The organism is Ruegeria sp. G12, from assembly GCF_056533565.1.
Genome location: NZ_JBQFOO010000009.1, coordinates 94684 through 115161, shown reverse-complemented (window position 1 = coordinate 115161; position 20478 = coordinate 94684). Strand labels below are relative to the sequence as shown.

The 20478-nt window shown below is 59.8% G+C and carries 21 protein-coding genes; 11 read left to right on the top strand and 10 right to left on the bottom strand.

The genetic code is table 11. From position 1 onward, the window contains the following. Window positions 1-62 precede the first annotated feature (62 nt). Entirely contained in the window at window positions 63-950 is an 888-nt protein-coding gene (locus tag ACR0JN_RS18630; protein WP_480818257.1) for an AEC family transporter, read from the bottom strand. Between the two features lie 219 nt (window positions 951-1169). Between ACR0JN_RS18630 and ACR0JN_RS18625 the strand changes: the two genes are divergently transcribed. Further along, window positions 1170-1979: a division plane positioning ATPase MipZ gene (locus ACR0JN_RS18625; RefSeq protein ID WP_480818258.1), complete on the top strand. Its 810-nt coding sequence runs from the start codon at window positions 1170-1172 to the stop codon at window positions 1977-1979. A 624-nt stretch (window positions 1980-2603) separates the two neighbouring features. Here the strand turns inward: ACR0JN_RS18625 and ACR0JN_RS18620 are convergent. Beyond that, window positions 2604-3839, bottom strand: a complete 1236-nt coding sequence (locus ACR0JN_RS18620) for an adenylate/guanylate cyclase domain-containing protein (protein WP_480887895.1) — start codon at window positions 3837-3839, stop codon at window positions 2604-2606. A gap of 60 nt (window positions 3840-3899) precedes the next feature. Further along, window positions 3900-4352, bottom strand: a complete 453-nt coding sequence (locus ACR0JN_RS18615; protein ID WP_480887893.1) for a MarR family winged helix-turn-helix transcriptional regulator — start codon at window positions 4350-4352, stop codon at window positions 3900-3902. Between the two features lie 57 nt (window positions 4353-4409). On the opposite strand from ACR0JN_RS18615, the gene hmgA reads away from it, so the two are divergent. From hmgA to ACR0JN_RS18575, 8 genes are all read left to right on the top strand, one after another. After that, window positions 4410-5765, top strand: a complete 1356-nt coding sequence (hmgA, locus tag ACR0JN_RS18610; RefSeq protein ID WP_480887891.1) for a homogentisate 1,2-dioxygenase — start codon at window positions 4410-4412, stop codon at window positions 5763-5765. After that, the gene (locus ACR0JN_RS18605; RefSeq protein ID WP_480887889.1) at window positions 5762-6385 is read left to right on the top strand and encodes a LysE family translocator; all 624 of its coding nucleotides are present in this window, start codon (window positions 5762-5764) and stop codon (window positions 6383-6385) included. Before hmgA ends, ACR0JN_RS18605 begins: the two co-directional genes overlap by 4 nt. 36 nt (window positions 6386-6421) lie before the next feature. Then, window positions 6422-7678 carry a fumarylacetoacetase gene (fahA, locus tag ACR0JN_RS18600; protein ID WP_480887887.1) on the top strand — a complete coding sequence of 419 codons (1257 nt, stop codon included), beginning with the start codon at window positions 6422-6424 and terminating at the stop codon, window positions 7676-7678. An 86-nt stretch (window positions 7679-7764) separates the two neighbouring features. Further along, entirely contained in the window at window positions 7765-8715 is a 951-nt protein-coding gene (locus ACR0JN_RS18595) for an MBL fold metallo-hydrolase (protein ID WP_480818264.1), read from the top strand. 133 nt (window positions 8716-8848) lie between these two features. Beyond that, complete coding sequence (locus ACR0JN_RS18590) at window positions 8849-10459, top strand: FAD-dependent oxidoreductase (protein ID WP_480887885.1); 1611 nt, start codon at window positions 8849-8851, stop codon at window positions 10457-10459. 5 nt (window positions 10460-10464) lie between these two features. Next, window positions 10465-10662, top strand: a complete 198-nt coding sequence (locus ACR0JN_RS18585) for a DUF2783 domain-containing protein (protein ID WP_480818266.1) — start codon at window positions 10465-10467, stop codon at window positions 10660-10662. A 12-nt stretch (window positions 10663-10674) separates the two neighbouring features. Then, on the top strand, window positions 10675-11313 hold the full coding sequence (gene maiA / locus ACR0JN_RS18580) for a maleylacetoacetate isomerase (RefSeq protein WP_480818267.1): 639 nt from the start codon (window positions 10675-10677) through the stop codon (window positions 11311-11313). Window positions 11314-11399: 86 nt separating this feature from the next. Further along, window positions 11400-11729, top strand: a complete 330-nt coding sequence (locus ACR0JN_RS18575) for a DOPA 4,5-dioxygenase family protein (RefSeq protein WP_480818268.1) — start codon at window positions 11400-11402, stop codon at window positions 11727-11729. A gap of 129 nt (window positions 11730-11858) precedes the next feature. On the opposite strand, the gene ACR0JN_RS18570 is transcribed toward ACR0JN_RS18575, so the two are convergent. After that, window positions 11859-13487, bottom strand: a complete 1629-nt coding sequence (locus tag ACR0JN_RS18570) for an acyl-CoA synthetase (RefSeq protein WP_480887882.1) — start codon at window positions 13485-13487, stop codon at window positions 11859-11861. Window positions 13488-13709: 222 nt separating this feature from the next. Here ACR0JN_RS18570 and ACR0JN_RS18565 point away from each other — a divergent pair, with 222 nt between their 5' ends. Continuing rightward, complete coding sequence (locus ACR0JN_RS18565; protein ID WP_480887879.1) at window positions 13710-15101, top strand: aminotransferase family protein; 1392 nt, start codon at window positions 13710-13712, stop codon at window positions 15099-15101. A 127-nt stretch (window positions 15102-15228) separates the two neighbouring features. Next, the gene (locus tag ACR0JN_RS18560; RefSeq protein ID WP_480887876.1) at window positions 15229-15678 is read left to right on the top strand and encodes a hypothetical protein; all 450 of its coding nucleotides are present in this window, start codon (window positions 15229-15231) and stop codon (window positions 15676-15678) included. A 42-nt stretch (window positions 15679-15720) separates the two neighbouring features. Here ACR0JN_RS18560 and ACR0JN_RS18555 read toward each other — a convergent pair whose 3' ends face one another. The 6 genes from ACR0JN_RS18555 to ACR0JN_RS18530 all read right to left on the bottom strand — a co-directional run bounded on the left by ACR0JN_RS18555 (window position 15721) and on the right by ACR0JN_RS18530 (window position 20305). Continuing rightward, window positions 15721-16509 carry a hypothetical protein gene (locus ACR0JN_RS18555; RefSeq protein WP_480887874.1) on the bottom strand — a complete coding sequence of 263 codons (789 nt, stop codon included), beginning with the start codon at window positions 16507-16509 and terminating at the stop codon, window positions 15721-15723. Window positions 16510-16633: 124 nt separating this feature from the next. Next, window positions 16634-17344 carry a hypothetical protein gene (locus tag ACR0JN_RS18550; protein ID WP_480887872.1) on the bottom strand — a complete coding sequence of 237 codons (711 nt, stop codon included), beginning with the start codon at window positions 17342-17344 and terminating at the stop codon, window positions 16634-16636. A gap of 190 nt (window positions 17345-17534) precedes the next feature. Continuing rightward, complete coding sequence (gene rplT, locus ACR0JN_RS18545) at window positions 17535-17900, bottom strand: 50S ribosomal protein L20 (protein WP_170658380.1); 366 nt, start codon at window positions 17898-17900, stop codon at window positions 17535-17537. Window positions 17901-17915: 15 nt separating this feature from the next. Next, complete coding sequence (gene rpmI, locus ACR0JN_RS18540) at window positions 17916-18116, bottom strand: 50S ribosomal protein L35 (protein WP_010443552.1); 201 nt, start codon at window positions 18114-18116, stop codon at window positions 17916-17918. Between the two features lie 183 nt (window positions 18117-18299). After that, window positions 18300-19853: an alanine/glycine:cation symporter family protein gene (locus tag ACR0JN_RS18535; RefSeq protein ID WP_480887870.1), complete on the bottom strand. Its 1554-nt coding sequence runs from the start codon at window positions 19851-19853 to the stop codon at window positions 18300-18302. 14 nt (window positions 19854-19867) lie between these two features. Next, complete coding sequence (locus ACR0JN_RS18530; RefSeq protein WP_480818275.1) at window positions 19868-20305, bottom strand: universal stress protein; 438 nt, start codon at window positions 20303-20305, stop codon at window positions 19868-19870. Window positions 20306-20478 lie beyond the last annotated feature (173 nt).

The window sequence follows — 20478 nt, the reverse complement described above, 5'->3', positions numbered from 1 at the left end:
TCTGTCTGCGGCTAACACAAAGACATTAAAACAAATTCCGATGTCTGCGCATAGGGGCCGCGTTAAATCCAGTAGGACAACGCCACCGGCAGGACGACTATCGTGGTCAGGGTCGAGACCAGGATGAACCCCGCAACATCCGGCCCGTATTCCGGCACATGCTGGTCGATGAACAAATAGGTCGCGACCGAGGACGGCATCAGGCAGCACAGGATCAGCGCGCCACGCTCGGCCCCGGTAAAGCCGAACAGCCAGATCAGGGCGCTTGCGATTGCGATGGCCATTGCCAGATGCAACACTGTCAGCAGGACCGCCCGGCCCAAGCTTTTGATCCTGAGCGTCGCCAGAGTATGCCCCAGCGTCAGCAGCATCAGCGGAATCGACAGCCCACCCAAAATGTCAAAGGATTTGGCAATCGGCCGTGGTAGGCTGGTGCCCGTCGCCATCAGGATCAGCGACAGGGCTACTGCGTAAATGATCGGAGAACTCGCCAGTTTCTTCGGCGAAAACTGCCCCGCCGGGATCCACATGCCGACGGTGAAGATGCTGATCAGCACGACGACGACAAATCCCATCGTATAGGCCATGCCCGCATCGCCCAGCGCCAGCAGCGTGATCGGCAGGCCGATATTGCCCACATTGCCATGCATCAGGGGCGTCAGAAATGCCCTTACCGGCAGGCGCAGCGCCTTGAGCGCCACGAACCCCAGAACGCCGAACCCAGCAATTGCCAAAGCGGCAGCGGCCATCATGTCGAGAAAGGTACCAACGGCCAGACTGGTGGTGGACAGGTGCGAGATGATCAGCGTCGGATACCCGACCTTCGAGACGATGCCGCCGATCACCTTGTTGTCGAACGGGGCCTTGATCAGCGCAAGGCAATAGCCGATTCCGGCGCAGATCAGAACGGGCAGAACCACGTTCAGAACGTTCAGAAACAGGTGCTCCAACCCGCGCTCTCCTTCCCGGACCCTGAGTTGGACAGTGAATCACGGGCCGCGATTTGGCAAGCGCGTCTCTCGTAACCTGCGACCTGCGTTTGGTTTTCCGGATTTGGGCCACAGAAAGCCCCAAACGGCCGCTTGAGGTTCTTTTCTTCCCCGCAAACACAACATATAGTGGCTGGCAACAACGTGTGGGCAAGCACGGCGGGACATGGGAATACAGGCATGGCACATATCATCGTAGTGGGGAACGAGAAGGGCGGCGCAGGCAAATCGACCGTCTCCATGCATGTGGCGACCGCGCTGGCGCGGTTGGGCCACAAGGTCAGCACGCTGGATCTGGACCTGCGCCAGCGCAGCCTCGGTCGCTATTTCGAGAACCGCGGCAACTTCCTGAACGGCTCAGAGATTGCCCTGCCCAGCCCCCGCCACCACGACCTGCCCGAGATCGACGCCAGCAAGCTGAAACCGGGTGAGAACATCTATGACCACCGCCTGTCCGCAGCCGTATCCGAGCTGGAAAGCGACAGCGATTTCATCCTCATCGACTGCCCCGGCTCGCACACAAGGCTCAGTCAGGTGGCGCATTCGCTGGCCGATACGCTGATCACTCCGCTGAATGACAGCTTTATTGACTTCGACCTGCTGGCGCGGATCGACACCAAGGGTGAGAAAATTCTGGGGCCCTCGGTTTATTCCGAGATGGTCTGGAACGCGCGCCAATTACGGGCGCAGGCGGGGCTGAAACCCATCGACTGGGTCGTCGTGCGCAACCGGGTCGGCACCCAGCGCATGGTCAACAAGGAAAAGATGCAGCGCGCGATTGAGATGCTGTCACAACGCATCGGCTTCCGCGTCGCCTCTGGCTTTTCCGAGCGGGTGATATTCCGCGAGCTGTTCCCGCGCGGGCTGACCCTGCTGGACCTCAAAGATATCGGGGTCAAGCAACTGAACATCTCGAACATCGCCGCGCGGCAAGAATTGCGCGACATGATGAAAGAGCTGAACCTGCCGGGGGTTGAGATTGACTTCTGACAACCTGCGGGTTGCCGGACAAGTTTAGGCTTCTGGCAAGAAGTCAAAGATGGGTATGTTTCAGCCAATTGTTTCTGCTAAAGAGATTACCCCTTGCCTCGACTGCTAAGAAAACGAGCCCTGCCCTCGCTGGTCCTCGTGACTGTCGCGTTTCCTTTGTTGGCCGGAGAATGGTCCGGGCTGTCCAGCGACGGTCCGCTGCCAGTTGATCTGGACCAAGCGCCCGGGCTGTTTCAACAGTGCTCTCGATCCGCACCGAAACCCGTCGGGCCAATCTGGCTGCCATCCGAAAAAGAAATCACAGAGATGGAGCAAAGGCTTGTCGAGTACTTTGCTTCGCTTGGCAGCGAACGGTTTACTGACCCCCGATGGTCGCTCCGACCATACCGGGGACAGCATGTCGGATTTGGCTTCGGGACCGATAGATATATTTACGGCTCGTACTCCAATTTAAATAGAGCTGAAACCGGCAAGGTGATCATTTTGTGCGACGGAGGTCCATCATCATGGGGTATCCTCTACAATCTGAAAAACGGAGAGTTTTCGGACTTTGATGTAAACGGTCGCTGAAACAGTTGACGGTTGACACCCAAACCGGACGCAACCTGTTTCGATCAAACGAAACTAACCTGCCGCATTATAAACCGTAAACAACTCCTTCGGTTCCGGCACACCGCGCAGCATATAGCGGCCCAAGGATATCAACTCGTGCCCGCAAGGCTGCGCCGCGCGGGCAACGTCGTCCGAGATCAGGATGCGCTGGCCCAGCGACCGGTGCATGCCCGCAATACGGGCGGCCTGATTGACGGCTGGGCCGATCACGGTGAAGTCCAGACGGCTTTCGGCCCCGATATTGCCGTAGAGGATTTCTCCGGCATGCAGCGCCAGCGTGTAGTTGGAGACGCGCAGCCCGGCCTCGGTCCGGCGGGCGTTCAACTCGGCCATTTCATCCTGCAGCATCGCCACCGCTTCAAGCGCCGCGCGGGCATCCGCGTCGATGTCGCCGACATCGAACATGGCCATCAGCCCGTCGCCCATGAATTTCAGGATACTGCCATCGCATTTGTGAACCACATCGACGGCCACAGCCAGATAGTCGTTCAGCATGTCGATGATCTCGGTGCCCGGCAGTTCTTCGGACAGGCTGGTGAAGCCTTCCAGATCAAAGTTCCAGATCACCGCGTCGATCTGCTGCAACGAGCCGCGCCGGATTTCTCCCGACAGAACCCGCTGCCCCGCATCGCGCCCCAGATAAACCCGCATCAGATCCTGCGAGACCCGCGCGCTCGAGGCCGATTTCAGCGCCAGACCAAGATGCGGCAGGGCGGTGTTGATCAGGTCCAGATCACCCTCGCCAAACCCTTCGGGCGCATTGCTTGTCCAGGACAACAGAACACCGCCCACGGCCTTTTTCGCGTCTGCCGGGCTGCTATGGGTGGGCGTGTCAAACGTGACACCGGTCGCGTAATATTCGGTCGCGCCGTTTTCGCGCAGGTCGTTCACCAAGGGATAGCGGCTGGGCTGGTTCTGATCGACCATGCGTTCATGCACAACGTCGATATCTTCGTTTAGGATCGCGTATAGCGGGCTCTGCTGCCACATCTCGCTGGCTACTTCAGAATAGGCAAAGGTTTCAAACTCACCGCCCTTGTCCTGATACCAGCTATAGCCAGTTCCGCCATAGACCGGGTGCAAGGCCGACTGCGCGGCGTGAAACCGCATTAGCGGCACGCCGTAGTCCAGCAGTTTGTTGCAATAGCCGTCCAGCAGTTCTTCTTTGTCTGCGCCTTCCAGTCCGCGCGTCACAAGCCAGTCAATTAAATCAGTTGCATTCGCCGCGTTGGGGTCCGAGGCTGTCATATCACGTTCCTGTGTCCGTTCAGGTATCATCTGGGGGCCGGTGCGGTGAATTACCAGAGGTCATTGCATCCCGGCCAGCCGCCGCAACATGCGGCGCAGCAGGTCGGCCTCTTCCGCGCTGAACAGACCGGCAAGTTTGCTGTCATAGTCCTGCGCGACCCCACGCAGCTCACGATACACAGTTTGCCCCGAGGGCGTCAGGGTTAACCACTCGACCCGGCGGTCCTTTTCGTCGCGCGACCGCTTAAGATACCGGCGCTTTTCCAGCTTATGTACAGCGCGGCTGATCTTGGTTTTGTGAATTTTGGCCCGCTCCCCGATATCTCTGGCGGTCAATTCGCCAAAAATACCAAGGTGAAACAGCACCCGCCATTCCGTGCGCAGCATCCCGTAGCGGCTTTTATAGACCTGCTGAAACTCCAACGAGGCTTCTTCAGCGGCCTGATTCAACAGGAACGGCAGGAAATTTTGCAGGTTAAACTCATCTTTTTTGTCGGATTCATCATTTGCCATGCTTGTTAGTTACAAAATCAACTATTATCCGACAAGCAGCAAACGGAGGAACACAGAATGAATCGTCCGACCGATCCGCATACTTTGACGCAGGCCGCCACGCCTGTTGGAACCCATGCCGGCTATATGCCGGGCTTTGGCAACGACTTCGAAACCGAGGCCCTGCCCGACGCGCTGCCCCAAGGCATGAACAGCCCGCAGCGCTGCAATTACGGCCTGTACGGAGAGCAGCTGAGCGGCACCGCCTTTACCGCCAACCCGCCCGAGCGCACGTGGTGCTATCGCATCCGGCCATCCGTAAAGCACTCGCATCGCTACGAAAAGATCGACCTGCCCTACTGGAAATCGGCCCCCTGCATTGACCCGGATGTGATCAGCCTGGGCCAGTACCGCTGGGACCCGGTGCCGCATTCCGACAGCGGCCTGACGTGGCTGACCGGTATGCGCAGCATGACCACGGCGGGGGATGTGAACACGCAAGTCGGCATGGCCAGCCATATCTATCTCGTCACGGAGTCGATGGTTGATGACTATTTCTTCTCCGCCGATTCCGAGTTGCTGGTGGTGCCGCAAGAAGGCCGCCTGCGGTTTGCGACCGAGCTGGGGATCATTGATCTGGAACCCAAGGAAATCGCCATCCTGCCACGGGGCCTGCTGTACCGGGTCGAGGTTCTGGAAGGCCCCGCGCGCGGCTTTGTCTGCGAGAATTACGGGCAGAAGTTCGAACTGCCGGGTCGCGGCCCAATCGGCGCCAACTGCATGGCCAACCCGCGCGACTTCAAGGCACCCGTAGCGGCGTTCGAGGACCGCGAGGTGCCCTCGACCGTGACAATCAAGTGGTGCGGCCAGTTCCACACCACCAAAATCGGCCACAGCCCGCTCGACGTGGTGGCATGGCATGGCAATTACGCGCCCTACAAATACGACCTGCGCACTTATTGCCCGGTCGGCGCGATCCTGTTCGACCACCCCGATCCGTCGATCTTTACCGTTCTGACCGCGCCCTCAGGGCAACCGGGCACTGCCAATATCGACTTTGTCCTGTTCCGCGAACGCTGGATGGTGATGGAGGATACGTTCCGCCCGCCCTGGTATCACAAGAACATCATGTCCGAGTTGATGGGCAATATTTACGGCCAGTACGACGCCAAGCCGCAAGGCTTCGTCCCCGGCGGCATGAGCCTGCACAATATGATGATCCCCCATGGTCCCGATAAGGACGCGTTCGACAAGGCGTCCTATTCCAACCTAGGGCCAGACAAGCTGGACAACACCATGTCTTTCATGTTCGAAACCCGCTTCCCGCAGCACCTGACTGCCTTTGCCGCGACCGAGGCCCCTCTGCAGGACGACTATATCGACTGCTGGACCTCGCTTGAGAAGAAATTCGACGGCACGCCGGGCAAGAAATGAGCACCGAGACCTGGATCACCTATGTCGTCACGGTCCTGCTGCTGATGAGCACGCCCGGCCCCAGCCAGTTGCTGATGCTGTCGAACTCGGCAACCAACGGACTGCGGCGCGGGTTGTTCACTGCTGCGGGCGATCTGACGGCGAACCTGCTGCAAATGCTGGCCGCCGGGCTGGGCCTTGCCGCGCTGATCGCGACTTCGGCAAACGCGCTGACCGTGATCAAATGGCTTGGCGTTGCCTATCTCGTGTTCCTGGGCCTGCGCCAGATCCTGCGGGCCAAGAGCAACGCCGCCAAGGATGCCCCCAAAGCCAGCCGCAAGGCGCTGTGGATGCAGGGGTTCATCACCTCTGCCGCGAACCCTAAGGCGGTGGTGTTCTTTGCGGCCCTGTTTCCGCTGTTCATCGACCCGGCGCTGCCCTTCTGGCCTCAGTTCGCGCTGCTTACGGCCACCTACCTGATCCTAGACGGGTTGTTCCTGACCGCCTATGGCGGCAGCGCAAGCTGGCTGGCGGCGCGGCTCAGGGGTCCGGCAAAACTGTGGCTGGACAGAATTGGCGGCAGCTTCATGATACTCGCGGCGATCCTGCTGGGGCTGAAATCGCTTCGCACGACCTCGTAGACACATGCGCACGCGCAACTGACATAAGGACACACCATGCCTTTGATGAAATCCTGGGTGACATCGGCCAATGACGCGGCGCATCCCTTTCCGCTGAACAACCTGCCCTATGGGGTCTTCTCGACTGAGGGTATCGACCCGCGCTGCGGCGTGGCCATCGGCGATATGATTCTGGATGTGACCACAGCCGAGACCGAAGGCCTGATCGAACTCAGCGACGAGCCCCTGTTCGACCTGCCCTTCTGGAACCCCTTGATGGAGGAAGGCCCGGCCGTCTGGGCCGCACTTCGAGACCGGCTGACCGCGCTTCTGGCCGAAGGCTCGGAAGACCAGACCCGCGTCGAGCCCCTGCTGATCGCCCAAAGCGATGCCGAGATGCACATGCCCTTCGAAGTCAGCGAATACACCGATTTCTACGCAGGCCGGAACCATGCCCAGAATGTCGGCACCATGTTCCGCGGCCCCGAAAACGCGCTGCCGCCGAACTGGCTGCATATCCCCATCGGCTATAATGGCCGGGCGTCCTCGGTTGTTGTATCGGGCACGGATATCCGCCGCCCTTGGGGCCAACTGAAATCCCCCGATCAGGACGTGCCTGCCTTCCTGCCCTGCCGCCGCTTCGACATCGAACTGGAAATGGGCGCGATTGTCGGCACGCCTTCAGACGGCCCGATCTCGGTGCAGGAAGCCGATGACGCCATCTTTGGCTACGTGCTGCTGAACGACTGGTCCGCCCGCGACATTCAGGCGTGGGAATACCAACCGCTGGGCCCGTTTCAGGCCAAGGCCACGGCCACCTCGATCAGCCCGTGGATCGTGACCAAAGCCGCGCTAGAGCCGTTCCGCTGCGACACCCCCGTGCGCGAGTTCGAGCTGCTGGATCACCTGAAAGACCACGGCCCGATGCTCTATGACATCGACCTGTCCGTCACGATGGCACCCGACGGCAAGGACGCCACCACCATCGCGCGCACCAATTACAACCAGATGTACTACTCCGCCGCGCAGCAACTGGCCCATCACACGACCTCTGGCTGCCCGATGAACACCGGCGACCTGCTGGGCTCGGGCACCATCTCGGGCCCGACCAAGCCCGAGCGCGGCTCGCTGCTGGAACTCAGCTGGGGCGGGAAAGAGCCGCTGACGCTCGATACCGGCGAAACCCGCAGCTTTATCGAGGACGGCGACACCCTGACCCTGACCGGCGCGGCCAAAGGCGATGGCTACACGATCGGGTTCGGCGATTGCACCGGCACTGTCCTGTCCGCTCTGGATGACCCCTACAAAAGGTAATCCCAGCCCTTCTTCTCGTTGAAAATACGGCCGCCGGAGGCGGTGCAACACCGCAAACCGCACACGTTTCGAAAAAGGAACCCAACATGGCCAAAGCATTCGCGTCCCAAGGGGACATGTCGGAAAAAAAGATCAGCTTCACCGAGGTGGGCGAAGGGCTTTACGCCTTTACCGCCGAGGGCGACCCGAACTCGGGCGTCATTATCGGTGATGACAGCGTGATGATTGTCGAGGCGCAGGCGACCCCGCGTCTGGCCCAAAAGGTGATCGAATGCGTGCGCTCGGTGACGGACAAGCCGATCACCCATGTGGCGCTGACCCATTATCACGCGGTCCGCGTGCTGGGGGCCAGCGCCTTCGGCGCGCAACAGATCCTGATGTCGGACATGGCCCGCGCCATGGTCGTGGAACGCGGGCAAGAGGATTGGGACAGCGAATTCCAACGCTTCCCGCGCCTGTTCGAAGGGCATGAAAGCATCCCCGGCCTGACATGGCCGACCACCACCTTCAGCGATACGATGACGGTCTATCTGGGCAACCGCCGGGTCGATCTGATGCATCTGGGCCGCGCCCATACGGCAGGCGATATTGTCATCCATGTGCCCGATCAGAATGTCATGTTCACGGGCGATATCGTTGAATACCACTCGGCCTGCTATTGCGGCGACGGGCATTTTAGCGACTGGGGTGACACTCTGGATGAGATCAAATGGTTCGACGTCGACGCGATTGCCCCGGGGCGGGGCGATGCCCTGATCGGCAAGGACATGGTCAACGCGGCCATCGAAAACACCCGCGATTTCGTCGAAAGCACCTATCGCCCGGCGGCGAAGGTCGCGGCGCGCGGCGGCAGCCTGAAAGAGGCCTGGGACGCGGTGCGCGCGGAATGCGACCCGAAATTCGCCGACTACGCGATCTACGAACATTGCCTGCCCTTCAACGTCGCCCGCGCCTATGACGAGGCGCGCGGCATCGACACTCCCCGCATCTGGACCGCCCAACGCGATCTTGAGATGTGGGAGGCCCTGCAAGGCTAAGAATACTCAGCGTTTGATCCAGATCGTTTTCCCAACCGGGAATCGGTGAAACCATAGACCCAAGGCCACCGGCACCTGCTGCCGGTGAACGATCAGTTCCGCCTCGGCGCATCAAGATTGAAGGGGAAGACCCATGAACAAGATCTTTGAAGTTCCGCTCTACGCCTATGACCGCAGCCCCGATCAGGACGCCGCCATGCCGGTGCGGCACAAGGTCATCGTAATCGGCGCAGGCCCGGTCGGGCTGGCTGCGGCGATTGACCTTGCCCAGCAAGGGGTCGAGGTCGTGGTGCTGGACGAAAATGACAAGGTCAGCTTCGGCAGCCGCGCCATCTGTTTTTCCCAGCGCACGCTGGATATCGCCCACCGGCTGGGCCTCAGGCAGCCCCTTGTGGACAAGGGCGTCCAGTGGGATCGCGGCAAGGTGTTTTTTGACGAACGGCAGGTCTACGATTTTGACCTGCAGCCAGAGGAAGGCTTTGCCAACCCGGCCTTTATCAACCTGCAGCAATATTACCTTGAACAGTTCCTGGTAGACCGCGTGCGCGCGTTGCAGGCCAGCGGCGCGCCGATTGACCTGCGCGGCTGCAACAAGGTCGAGGCCATCGGCCTGCACGACGATCACGTCCGGCTCGAGGTCGATACCCCCGAAGGCCCCTATACGGTCGAAGCTGAGTGGCTGATCGCCTGCGACGGGGCCAACTCTCCGACCCGGCGGATGCTGGGGATCGACTTCGACGGGCGCGTGTTCGAAGACAACTTTCTGATCGCCGACGTGATCATGGAGGCCGACTTCCCCTCGGAACGCTGGTTCTGGTTCGATCCGCCCTTCAACAAGGGGCAATCGGCCCTGTTGCATAAACAGCCCGACAATGTCTGGCGCATCGACCTGCAGCTTGGATGGGACATCGACAAAGAGCGCGAGAAACAGCCCGAAAACGTGATCCCCCGCCTCAAGGCTATGCTGGGTGAGGATGTGGAGTTTCAGCTGGAATGGGTCTCGATCTACACGTTCCAGTGCCGCCGGATGCAAAGCTTCCGCAAAGGCCGCGCCCTGTTCGCGGGGGACAGCGCGCATCAGGTCAGCCCGTTTGGGGCCCGCGGGGCCAATTCGGGCCTGCAGGACACCGATAACCTGTGCTGGAAGCTGAAACTGGTGCTGGACGGCCAGGCTCCGGAAAGCCTGCTGGACAGCTATGATGCCGAACGGATTCACGGCGCGGACGAGAATATCCAGAAATCCAGCCGCTCGACCGATTTCATCACTCCGAAATCCGACATGTCGCGTTTGCTCCGTGATGCGGTTCTGGACCTCAGCGAAGCCTATGAGTTCGCGCGCCCGCTGGTGAATTCCGGGCGGCTGAGCCAGCCCTGCACCTATGATGGATCGCCTTTGAATTCTGCGGATGCGCTGAGTGGGCCGCCCGGAACGCGTCCGGGCTCGGCCTGCCCGGATGTGCCGCTGGGGGATGGGTTCCTGCTGCCCAAACTCGAGGGCCGGTTTACCCTGCTGACGATTGACGCTGACGCGCCTGACCTGCTGGAAGAAGACGGGGTGCAGGTCACGCGGCTGGCGCTGTCGGTCAAGGACGACCAGACGCTGGCGCTGAAACGCCGTTATCTGGGTGATGCCTCCAGTGCCGTGTATCTGATCCGCCCGGATCAGCACGTGGCGGACCGGCGCGACACATATGAAGAAAACGCCTTTCGCCACGCAATCCGCCGCGCCATTGGCAAGGAGTAAGCGATATGACCGATCTGATCCTCTCTCCCAACATCCAAAACGCCGATGATTTCTATGCGGATTTATTGGCGGCGCATGAGGGGCTGGACAAGGCGGACAGCGACGCGCTGAATGCGCGGCTTGTTCTTGTTCTGGCCAACCATATCGGCGATGCTTCGGTTCTGACGCAGGCCATTCAGGCCGCGACGCTGCAGAAACCCTGACGGAGACGGTGTTTGAGCGAGGTTATTCTTTATGATTACTGGCGCTCATCGGCCAGTTACCGGGTCAGGATTGCGCTGAATCTGGCCGAGATCGCCTATCAGGCGGTCTCGGTCGACCTGACGAGCGGAGAGCAAAGGAGCGACCCGCATCTGGCGCGCAATCCGCAAGGCCTTGTTCCCGTGCTGGAGATCGACAGGCTGCGGCTGACACAGTCACTGGCCATTCTCGAATACCTCGATCAGACACGGCAGATTGGGCTGCTCCCCGATGATCCGGAGGCCCGCGCCCGGGTTCAGGCGCTGGCGCATTCGGTCGCGGTGGATGTCCATCCGGTCTGCAACCTGTCGGTCGCGCGGCACGCAACGGCGCTTAGTGCTGATGCCTCGGGCATGCCCGGCGACTGGATGCGGCACTTTATCCGTCCGGGGCTGATGGCCTTCGAGGCATTGTTGGGCGGGTTCGACCAAGCGCCCTATTGTGTCGGGTCGCAGCCCGGTCTGGCCGATCTGTGCCTGATCCCTCAGCTATACAACGCTCGCCGGTGGCAGTTGGATCTGTCAGACATGCCGCGCCTGCTGAGCGTCGAGGCCGCCTGTGCCGACCACCCCGCTTTCGCGGCGGCGCATCCTGACAGGCACGCGCCGGCGTAAAACCCGCACAGACCCTGTGTGCTTGTGCGGGTGGGCAGAGCGGGCGGGTTCGCCTAGCTTGAACGTGTCAGACAAATGAGGTCCCGATGTCAGAAATCACCGGCTATCACGCCCATGTCTATTTCGACGCCGCCACGCAGGACACCGCGCAGCAGATTTGCGAAGAGGCCGCCCGCCTGTTCCCTGTTCAGATGGGTCGAATGCACGCCCGCAATGTCGGCCCGCATCCCCGGTGGAGCTGCCAGTTGGGCTTTGCGCCCGAGGCGTTCGATCAGGTCATTCCCTGGCTAATGCTGAACCGGCAGGGACTGACCGTGTTCACTCACCCGGAAACAGGCGATCACCTCGCTGATCACCGCGACCACGCGCTGTGGATGGGGGAATTGCTGGAGCTTGACCTTTCGATCTTTGACTGACGGGTTTGCTCGCGTCCCAGGCAGGCCGGTTGTGGGCTCTGCCCCCGCCCATCCCCACAGGGGGCTAGGCGCCCCCGAGGTATTTTTAAACAGAAGAAGCAGGGGGCTGTGGGTTTGGTCTGACCTCAGCTAGGGCAGGTCGCGCGCCTGATCCCGCAACACGAATTTCTGCACCTTGCCGGTTGAGGTCTTGGGCAGGGTTCCGAACACCACCGTCTTGGGGGCCTTGAAATGGGCCATGTTATCCCGGCAGAACGCGATCAGGTCCGCCTCGGTGACGGTTGTGTCCGGTTTCAGTTCGACAAAGGCGCAAGGGGTTTCACCCCATTTCTCGTCCGGGCGGGCCACCACTGCGGCCTCCATCACTGCAGGGTGTTTGTAGAGGATGCCTTCGATCTCGACCGATGAGATGTTTTCGCCCCCGGAAATGATGATGTCCTTTGAGCGGTCCTTTAGCGCGATATAGCCGTCGGGATGCATCACCCCCAAATCGCCCGAGGCAAACCAGCCTCCGTTGAAGGCGCTGTCCGTCGCGTCGGGGTTCTTCAAGTAACCTTTCATGACCACATTGCCCTGCATAAAAATCTCACCCATGGTTTCGCCATCTGCTGGAACCGGTTCCAGCGTCTCGGGGTCGGCCACCATCAGGCCGGACAGAGCGGAATAGCGCACGCCCTGCCGGACCTTCAACGCGGCCCGGTCATGGGCATCTTTGGTGTCCCATTCCTGCTTCCACGCGCAGACGACCGAGGGCCCGTATGTCTCGGTCAGGCCATAAACATGGGTGACTTCGATGCCCATCGCCTCCATCGCTTCGATCACGGCGGCAGGCGGCGGCGCACCTGCGGTCATCACCTTGATCTGGTGGTCAAAATCCCTGAGGTGCGCGGGCGCGTGCGCCAGCATGTTCAGCACAATCGGCGCACCGCAGAAATGCGTGACCTTTTCGTCCCGGAACGCGGCGTAGATCGGCTCGGCCCGCACCGCGCGCAGACAGACCGAGACCCCGGCATTGGCCGCCATCGCCCACGGAAAGCACCAGCCGTTGCAGTGAAACATCGGCAAGGTCCACAGATAGACCGAGTGCCGTGGCATGTTCCAGTCCAGCAAGTCCGACTGCGCATTCAGTGCCGCGCCACGGTGGTGATAGACGACCCCCTTTGGGTTTCCGGTCGTGCCCGAGGTGTAGTTCAGCGTGATCGCGTCCCATTCATCCTCGGGCAGGGACCAGTCGTAGTCCGGATCGCCCTCATCCAACAGCGCGTCATAGGTCAGCGCGCCCAACCGTTCGCCGCCGTCAAAGCTGGGATCTTCGATGTCGATCACCAGAACATCATGATCCACCTGCGTCAGCGCCTGCTTCACCACGCCCGAGAATTCGGGATCGACCAGCAGCACCTTGGCCTCGGCGTGGTTCAGGATGAAGGCGATGATCGGGGCATCCAGACGGGTGTTGATCGCGTTCAGAACCGCACCGGTCATGGGCACGCCAAAATGCGCCTCGTAAAGCTCAGGGATATTGGCGGCAATGATCGACACCGTATCGCCCTTGCCGATCCCACGCACGGCCAAAGCCCCGGCCAGACGGCGACAACGCGCATAGGTTTCGCCCCATGTGTAACGGCGCTCGCCATACACGACCGAGGGGTAATCCGGGTAAATCGAAGCCGTCCGTTCGATAAAACTGAGCGGAGACAGCGGCGTGTAATTCGCGCGGTTTCTGTCCAGATGACGCTCATACATATTGGCGGGCTGCATCGGTCAATCCTCCCAAATCCTATTGTCTGCGACTTGATCACAAAGCCGTGCGTCTGACAAACCCGTAGAAATACGCCGATCCCCCCGTCTGGCGATACGGGATCATGGCATCTGGCCCTATATTCAGGCGGGCATTCGCGGTGATCTGAGCCATCGCATTTCCATGCTATTGTGGGGCAGGTCCCGCATCCTGCATATCGCATCTGACTGAAAGGACATGTCATGGACGGCACGTTCAACGAAAACGATCTTTCCCGCGTGGTCGAGGCCGACCGCGCCCATATCTGGCACCATCTGATCCAGCACAAACCCTTTGAAACCAATGATCCCCGCATCATTGTCGAAGGAAAAGGCATGCGCGTCTGGGACCAGAAAGGCAAAGAACATCTGGACGCGGTTTCAGGTGGGGTCTGGACGGTGAACGTGGGCTATGGCCGCGAATCCATCTGCAAGGCGGTCTATGACCAGTTGATGAAACTGTGCTACTTCGCGCAGTCCGCAGGTTCGATCCCGGGGTCGATCTTTGCTGAAAAGCTGATCAGCAAGATGCCAGGCATGAGCCGGGTCTACTACATGAACTCCGGGTCCGAGGCGAACGAGAAGGCGTTCAAGATGGTTCGCCAGATCGCGCATAAACGCTATGGCGGCAAGAAGACCAAGATTCTGTATCGCGACCGCGACTATCACGGCTCGACTTTGGCGGCGATGTCGGCGGGTGGGCAGGACGAGCGCAACGCGCAATACGGCCCCTTTGCGCCTGACTTCGTGCGCGTGCCCCATTGCATGGAATACCGCAAACATGAACTTAACGGCGCACCCGAAGAGAACTTTGGCGAATGGGCCGCTGATCAGATCGAAGAGGTGATCCTGCGCGAAGGCCCTGACACGGTGGGTGCCCTGTGCCTTGAACCGGTCACCGCCGGTGGCGGCGTCATCGAAGCGCCGGAAGGGTACTGGCAGCGGGTGCAGGAGATTTGCAAGAAATACGACATCCTGTTGCATATTGATGAGGTCGTCTGCGGTGTTGGCCGGACCGGCACCTGGTTCGGTTACCAGCAATACGGCGTGAAACCTGATTTCGTGACGATGGCCAAGGGCGTCGCCTCGGGCTATGCGGCAATTGCCTGCCTGGTCACGACCGAGGAAATCTTTGACATGTTCAAAGACAATGCCGACGACCCGATGAACTATTTCCGCGATATCTCGACCTTCGGCGGCTGCACCGCCGGTCCTGCAGCGGCCATTGAAAACATGCGCATCATCGAGGATGAGAACCTGCTGGAGAATTGCGCTGCCATGGGTGACCGCATGATGGGCAACCTGCAGGCGCTGATGGAGAAACACAAGGTGATCGGCGACGTGCGCGGCAAGGGCCTGTTCCTTGGGGCAGAACTGGTCGCGGATCGGTCTTCGCGCGAGCCGGTGAATGAGAAACTGGCGCAAGCCGTTGTGGCCGACTGCATGGCGCAGGGTGTGATCATCGGCGTCACCAACCGCTCGGTCCCCGGTAAGAACAACACGCTGTGCTTCTCGCCCGCGCTGATCGCGACGGCAGATGATATCGACCAGATCACCGACGCGGTCGATGGCGCGCTGGGGCGTGTATTTGCCTGATCCTTTGGGTCCGACCCCTTTGAAACCGGCGCATCCCGCGCCGGTTTTTCTTTTGCAGACGGTTATTTGCCAAAAATCAGAACTCGGTTAGCCTGTACGTACCGCACCCCTCGCAGGAGAACCCCCGATGCTACGCGCCCTTGCCACCGCTTCCCTTCTCGCCCTCGCCACCCCGGTCAGCGCTGATGACGGCAGCGGGTTCCCCCAGATCGTCGGCACCTGGCACGGCACCTATCTGGTGGCCTTTGCCAAATCCAACCCGAACCATGATAAGGGTCTGTTACAGACCGAGATGGAGTTGGAGATCACCAAACTGGACGGTAACCTGATCACCGCCACCAACCGCTGGCGGCGGATCGGCGACAAAGACTGGATCGTCGAAGAGGCGATGGGCACTTTTTCCCTAGACGACCCCACCCGCTTTGTTCTGGCCGAGGCGGGAATATCGGGCGATGACGTCTCGTCCGGCATCTTCAACGGCGTCTATTTGGATGACGTGCTGATGGTCACCTATGCCGGTCCGGGAACGGGCGTGGCCTTTGCGGCGCAACTGGTGAAGAAGGATGGCAGCAATTAGCGCCTTACTGCGCGGCCTTGGTTTCAGACGCCAACCCTAACCCTATAGCTCGTGATCGTCGGTGAACGCGCTCTGGTTGTTGCGCACAACCCGCCGAATGCGCCGTTCCAGCCGCGGGCCAAGACCCAGGCGGTTGATTTCGCGCATGAAGGCAATCGCCCCGTCTGGCAGACGCTCATTCTGTTTTTGGACGGGGGCCAGCCCGTCGACTTCGTCATCCGTCAGTCCTGCGAGTTTCAGTAACTCTCGCCCCAGTGGCGGATGACGTGAATCCTCGCGCATATCTATAAACACAAGGTTTATCTCTGGGTCGAGTTCCGAGCGCAGGGCCGAAGGCCACTCTCGGTCAATAGGCAGCGCCGCCATCCATTCTGCTCGGGTTCTGGTTTCCGACAACTCCTTGACGTCTTGCCGATACGCGCTCTCGATCCAGCCTTCATAGTCGCGAAGATAGGCAACAAATGTGCAATTCGAAGGGCCGACAATCTGGGCCAGAAGCGGCAACAGGCGGGCGCATTTTTCGATGAAGTTGGTCTGGTCGGCGAACAGGCGTCGGCTGACCAACATTTCTTCTGAAATTATAAGCGTCTGGCACTCTGCACTCGTTGCCTGAATCGCGCCTTTTACAACCTGTTCGATGCGCTCGCGTGTACCTTGGTTTGGGTTCGAAATCCACGCACCCACGGCCCGAAACAGATCCCGGGTTTGCTGCGGATGGATAAGGCTCTCTACCTTCGGCTTAAGCGCTGCCCGGTTGCGGTCCAGCAGGGTCTGAATGGATGTCGTGCCCGTCTTCTGCGGCCCCAGATGAAAAATGATATGAGGTGTCATCGCGCTTTGGTTCTTTGGCCAGTATGCTGGCAGGATTTCGTACCGAGGACGTTCTTGTCACACAAACGACGGGGTGTCTGCCTTTTTCAACGGGTTTTGCAGCGCAATTGGTGCGGTAGAATAGTCAGTTGGGTCTGGAAATCTCGACCTCTTCAAAATGAAACGCACCGGTGCCAAACGCGGCGAGGCCGATACCGGTCCCGCCGTCCTGATTGCGCGAGTTGGCGCCGCTTTTTGAAAAGGGAACCTGAATGACCTTCGTTCCGTTGACGTAGAACTGGATATGCGCGCCGCGCACCTTGAAGCTTAGTTCGTTCGAGCCATCGACCAGCACCGCGTCATGTTTGGCACTGTGCACGGACCGAAGCTGACGGCCGTCTTTCTGCAGAACATGGAATCGGCCCTGCCCATCCACCGCAAAGGCCAAGTATTTGCCGGACTTGCCACTGCCAACAAGAATTCCCGCGCCGCCACGCCCATCATTCTGGCTGTCGACCACCGCAGAAATCATCAGCTCTTCGGTGGACTCCACGGACTCTGTATCCGGAAACTTGACCCAAGCAATGTCGTTGTAATGCAGGCTTTGCGGGTTTTCGCGGTTTTCCATCACAAGATCACCGTCCGCGACATAGACCACCCAATTTGATTTTGTCAGGTTGAAGAAGATTTGCCCGCCCAGCATCAGGGTTTTGTCCTCACCATCGAACGACTCGGTGATGACAACCGGCGCGTCCGACTCAGGTACCTGCTCCTGTGAAAGGGCCGCCGATGACAGGCCAAAGGATAGGACCGAGGCGATCATGGCCGCATGTGCAAACTCTTTGATAAAAGACATCTTCAAATATTCCTGCGTTCAACCAATTAGTGTTATTGCCACAGCCTTACATCAAAAAAGTGTTCTGGCCAGAGGGGTTTCCCTTACCCCTGCTTTCCCCGCGGAGCGCCGTCAACTGTTTCCAAATAAAAAACAAAAAAGACCGCCCCAACGGGAGCGGCCCTTCTTTCACTGTCTCTGTATCAGAGGATCAGGCGGTCAGAGCGGCCTGAGCTTTGGCGACGATCGCGCCGAACGCTTCCGGTTCGTGCACGGCCAGGTCGGCCAGAACTTTGCGGTCCACTTCGATACCGGCCAGGTTCAGGCCGTTGATGAAGCGGGAATAGGTCAGAGCCTCGTCATGGGAACGCACAGCCGCGTTGATGCGCTGGATCCACAGGGCGCGGAAGTTGCGCTTGCGGTTCTTGCGGTCGCGGGTTGCGTACTGGTTGGCCTTGTCGACGGCCTGAGTGGCAACTTTGAAGTTGCTCTTGCGACGACCATAATAGCCTTTTGCGGCCTTGATGATCTTCTTGTGACGGGCGTGAGTTACGGTTCCACCTTTAACGCGGGACATCTCTCAAATCTCCTCTTAGCGGTCGTAGGGCATGTAGCCCTTGACGATCTTTGCGTCGGGGGCGGACAGGGTGGTGTTGCCACGGGCGTCGCGGATGAACTTCTTGGTCCGCTTGATCATGCCGTGCCGTTTGCCGGCCTGGCCAGCAAGGACCTTACCGGTCGCAGTCACCTTAAAGCGCTTTTTGGCGCTCGACTTGGTCTTCATCTTAGGCATTTCCGTCTCCTATTCTCGGGTTCGGTTTCAGACGCGACTCGGCATGCCATCTCGGCCGGTCACGCAACAGATGCGCCGTTTACGCAAGTTCGATCATACTGGCAAGGGGGTTTCGACCAGAATCTGCGGAATCCGCACAGGTCAGGCACCGAGGCAGCTGCGGGGCCGCCCCGGTGAATTGATTTAGTGCTCGAATTTGCGGATTTCGCCGCTCTTCAGCCGCTCGGCGTAAGATGCCAGCTCCTGCCGCACCACTTTCATCAGGAAGTAGAGCGCGAAGACGTTCACAACCGCCATGGCAAAGATCGCCGCGTCCGAGAAGTCGATGACCGGGCCAAGATTGGCCGCCGCACCGATGACGACGAAGACGCAGAAGATGATCTTGAACACCAGCTCCTTGGTCTGGCCTTCACCGAACAGGTAGGTCCAGGCCTTGAGGCCGTAATAGGACCAGCTGATCATGGTCGAGAAGGCAAACAGCACCACGGCAATCGCCAGCACGTAGGGGAACCAGCCGAAGGCGCTTGCGAAGGCGGCCGAGGTCAGGCTGACGCCCGAGTTGCCGTCAACGGTTGCAATCGCGTTGCCCGCTTCGTTCAGCATGTAGTTGCCGGTATCCGGGTCGATGATCAGCTGCTGGGTGATGATGATCACCAGCGCCGTCATCGTACAGATCACGACCGTATCGATGAACGGCTCCAGCAGCGAGACAAAACCCTCGGTGATCGGCTCTTTGGTCCGCACGGCCGAGTGTGCGATGGCCGCAGAACCCACGCCCGCTTCGTTCGAGAACGCCGCACGACGGAAGCCCTGAATCAGCGCGCCGACCATGCCGCCAGCAACGCCCAGACCCGTAAAGGCACCTGCGAAGATCTGACCAAAGGCCCAGCCGATCTGATCGGCGTGCATGATGATGATGATCAGCGCGGCCAGCACATACATCACACCCATGAACGGCACGACCTTCTCGGTCACGCTGGCGATGGATTTCAGGCCACCCACGATCACCGCGAACACGATGCCCGCAAAGACCAGACCCGTGATCCAGCCCGGATAATCACCGACGATGCCCGCGATCTGCTGGTGCGCCTGATTGGCTTGGAACATATTGCCCCCGCCCAACGCGCCAAGGATACAGAAGATCGAGAACAGAACGGCCAGAATCTTACCGCCCGGCAGGCCAAGCTCGGCAAAACCCTTGGACATGTAATACATGGGGCCACCCGATACGGTGCCGTCTTCGTATTCGTTGCGGTATTTCACGCCCAGCGTACATTCGGTGAATTTCGACGCCATGCCCAGCAGGCCTGCGACGATCATCCAGAAGGTCGCGCCCGGCCCGCCGATGCCGACGGCCACCGCCACACCGGCGATGTTGCCAAGACCAACCGTGCCCGACAGCGCCGTGGCCAGCGCCTGAAAGTGGCTGACCTCACCCGCGTCGTTGGGGTCGGAATAGTCGCCTTTCACAAGGCTGATGGCGTGGCTGAAGAACCGCAGCTGCACGAAAGCGAAATACAGCGTGAAAACGGTGGCCGCGATCACCAGCCAGCCCACGATCCACGGGAATCCGGTTCCCGGGAAGGGGGCAAAGATAAAGCTGACGAAAGGTCCGGTGAAATCGGCAAAGGCCTGATTGATCTTCTCGTCCAAGCCCGGTGCCTCTTGCGCCGAGGCGGCGCTGGCCATCATCGCCGCCATAACGGCGGGAAGGCCCAGTTTTTTAAACCTATTCATGTCCATGCCTCCCCTCAATTTACGACCGTGACCGGAACGTCGGCGTGCATCACCAGATTCTGCGTCGAACTGCCGAACAGGCGTTTCTTGAACCCGTCCGCCGAGGCCCGCCCGACAACGATCTGCGAACCGCCATGTTCGACGGTGATGGCGTTCAGCGTTTCGGCAACGTCGCCATGCTGCACGATGCCGTGCGCCTCGAACCCGGCTGCTTTCAAAGCGTCGACCGCAGGTGTGATGACCCGTGTTGTCGCCAGTTCAATCTCCTCTTCGCGCCGTTTATGGCGCAGCGCATTCTCTTCCGGTGTCTGGAAAGTGAAAGGGGACCATTCGATGACGTACACAACCAAAAGCTCGCAGGTACCGATGCGTTCCGCCATGTCCTTGGCAAATGCAATCGCGCGCTCTCCGGTTTCTGTTCCGTCCAGTCCTATGACAATCTTTGTTGTCATCTCGTTCCTCCGTTATTGTTAATTTATCCGGGGCCCGTGCCCCCGGCAGAGCAGCCGGAACTTGGAACATATGTAGTGTGACTGCCCTTAGGTCATTTATTAGGCATTTCCACCTAGAAATGAAACTTATTCTGGCAAATTCGTGCGTTGCGGTCAAATTCCGCTGAAAATTA